Origin of the sequence: Cryobacterium sp. TMT4-31 (assembly GCF_004403385.1) — a bacterium.
Lineage (GTDB): Bacteria > Actinomycetota > Actinomycetes > Actinomycetales > Microbacteriaceae > Cryobacterium > Cryobacterium zongtaii.
The window spans coordinates 1-3,216 of the sequence record NZ_SOGI01000046.1; the positions used below are offsets into that span (position 1 = coordinate 1).

General features: G+C 52.9%; 1 rRNA gene. It reads left to right on the forward strand.

The features are described from left to right. Positions 1–26: 26 nt before the first annotated feature. A 23S ribosomal RNA gene (locus E3T19_RS11280) occupies positions 27–3,154 on the forward strand. Positions 3,155–3,216 lie beyond the last annotated feature (62 nt).

Consider the following 3,216-nt stretch of genomic DNA (forward strand, 5'->3'; position numbering starts at 1 on the left):
CACTTAATCGATTCAAACTCATGTGATTTCAAATTTTCAAGAGCAAACGGTGAATGCCTTGGCATGTAGAGCCGAAGAAGGACGTAGTAATCTGCGATAAGCCTCGGGGAGTTGATAAACGAACTGTGATCCGAGGATGTCCGAATGGGGAAACCCCGCCAGGCCCGCAAGGTGACCTGGTGACTCCCGCCTGAATATATAGGGCGGGTAGAGGGAACGTGGGGAAGTGAAACATCTCAGTACCCACAGGAAGAGAAAACAATAGTGATTCCGTTAGTAGTGGCGAGCGAACCCGGAAGAGGCTAAACCGATCATGTGTGATAGCCGGCAGGCGTTGCATGGTCGGGGTTGCGGGACTTTTCTGCTGATTCTGCCGAACAGTGAGCGTTACAAAGGAATATAGACGAACAGGATTGAAAGCCTGGTCATAGAGGGTGCGAACCCCGTAGTCGAAATGTTCCAATGGCGCGAAGAGTATCCCAAGTAGCACGGGGCCCGAGAAATCCCGTGTGAATCTGTCAGGACCACCTGATAAGCCTAAATACTCCTACATGACCGATAGTGAACAAGTACCGTGAGGGAAAGGTGAAAAGTACCCCGGGAGGGGAGTGAAATAGTACCTGAAACCGTTTGCTTACAAACCGTTGGAGCACCCTTTGTTGGTGTGACAGCGTGCCTTTTGAAGAATGAGCCTGCGAGTTAGTGATATGTGGCGAGCTTAACCCGAGAGGGGAATGCGTAGCGAAAGCGAGTCTGAATAGGGCGATTCAGTCGCATGTCCTAGACCCGAAGCGAAGTGATCTATCCATGGCCAGGTTGAAGCGACGGTAAGACGTCGTGGAGGACCGAACCCACTTCAGTTGAAAATGGAGGGGATGAGCTGTGGATAGGGGTGAAAGGCCAATCAAACTTCGTGATAGCTGGTTCTCTCCGAAATGCATTTAGGTGCAGCGTTGCGTGTTTCTTGCCGGAGGTAGAGCTACTGGATAGCCGATGGGCCCTAAAAGGTTACTGACGTTAGCCAAACTCCGAATGCCGGTAAGTGAGAGCGCAGCAGTGAGACGGTGGGGGATAAGCTTCATCGTCGAGAGGGAAACAACCCAGACCACCATCTAAGGTCCCAAAGCGCGTGCTAAGTGGGAAAGGATGTGGAGTTGCATAGACAACCAGGAGGTTGGCTTAGAAGCAGCCACCCTTGAAAGAGTGCGTAATAGCTCACTGGTCAAGTGATTCCGCGCCGACAATGTAACGGGGCTCAAGCACGCCACCGAAGTTGTGGCATTGATATTTTTGGTAAGCCGCACCCTTGTGGTGTTGGTTCAGCCGTGTTGATGGGTAGGAGAGCGTCGTGTGGCCAGCGAAGCGGCGGTGTAAACCAGCCGTGGAGGCTACACGAGTGAGAATGCAGGCATGAGTAGCGAAAGACGGGTGAGAAACCCGTCCTCCGAAAGATCAAGGTTTCCAGGGCCAGGCTAATCCGCCCTGGGTAAGTCGGGACCTAAGGCGAGGCCGACAGGCGTAGTCGATGGACAACGGGTTTATATTCCCGTACTGATGAAAAACCGTCCAAGCTAATCCAGTAATGCTAAGCATCTGAATCCTCTAGATGGATCCCTTCGGGGTGAAGCGTGAGGCCTAGCGTGCGACCCTATGCTGGTGCGGTTAGCGTATTAACAGGTGTGACGCAGGAAGGTAGCTGAGCCGGGCGATGGTTGTCCCGGTCTAAGGATGTAGGGCGAACGATAGGCAAATCCGTCGTTCATTAAGCCTGAGACCCGATGGGTAGCCCGTAAGGGCGAAATCAGTGATCCTATGCTGCCAAGAAAAGCATCGACGCGAGGTTTTAGTCACCCGTACCCCAAACCGACTCAGGTGATCAGGTAGAGAATACTAAGGAGATCGAGAGAATCGTGGTTAAGGAACTCGGCAAAATGCCCCCGTAACTTCGGGAGAAGGGGGGCCTGAGGCGTGAAGGGATTTACTCCTGGAGCGTTCGAAGGCCGCAGAGACCAGTGGGAAGCGACTGTTTACTAAAAACACAGGTCCGTGCCAAGTCGCAAGACGATGTATACGGACTGACGCCTGCCCGGTGCTGGAAGGTTAAGAGGAACGGTTAGCCGCAAGGCGAAGCTGAGAATTTAAGCCCCAGTAAACGGCGGTGGTAACTATAACCATCCTAAGGTAGCGAAATTCCTTGTCGGGTAAGTTCCGACCTGCACGAATGGCGTAACGACTTCCCAGCTGTCTCAACCGCGAACTCGGCGAAATTGCATTACGAGTAAAGATGCTCGTTACGCGCAGCAGGACGGAAAGACCCCGTGACCTTTACTACAGCTTGGTATTGGTGTTCGGTGTGGCTTGTGTAGGATAGGTGGGAGACTTTGAAGCTTGGACGCTAGTTCAGGTGGAGTCATCGTTGAAATACCACTCTGGTCATATTGGATACCTAACTTCGAACCGTGATCCGGTTCAGGGACAGTGCCTGGTGGGTAGTTTAACTGGGGCGGTTGCCTCCTAAAAAGTAACGGAGGCGCCCAAAGGTTCCCTCAACCTGGTTGGCAATCAGGTGTCGAGTGTAAGTGCACAAGGGAGCTTGACTGTAAGACTGACAAGTCGAGCAGGGACGAAAGTCGGGACTAGTGATCCGGCAGTGGCTTGTGGAAGCGCTGTCGCTCAACGGATAAAAGGTACCTCGGGGATAACAGGCTGATCTTGCCCAAGAGTCCATATCGACGGCATGGTTTGGCACCTCGATGTCGGCTCGTCGCATCCTGGGGCTGGAGTAGGTCCCAAGGGTTGGGCTGTTCGCCCATTAAAGCGGTACGCGAGCTGGGTTTAGAACGTCGTGAGACAGTTCGGTCCCTATCCGCTGCGCGCGCAGGAAATTTGAGAAGATCTATCCCTAGTACGAGAGGACCGGGATGGACGAACCTCTGGTGTGTCAGTTGTTCCGCCAGGAGCACCGCTGATTAGCTACGTTCGGAACGGATAACCGCTGAAAGCATCTAAGCGGGAAGCCGGCTTCGAGATGAGATTTCCATCCCTTAGGGGGAGAGGCTCGCAGCTAGACTACTGCGTTGATAGGCCGGATGTGGAAGAGAGGACTAAAGACTCTTGGAGCTGACCGGTACTAATAAGCCGATAATTTGATAACACTCAGTTTGAATAAGCTGCTATGCGTCCACTATGTGGTTCTCGATGTACGGTCGAGAACAA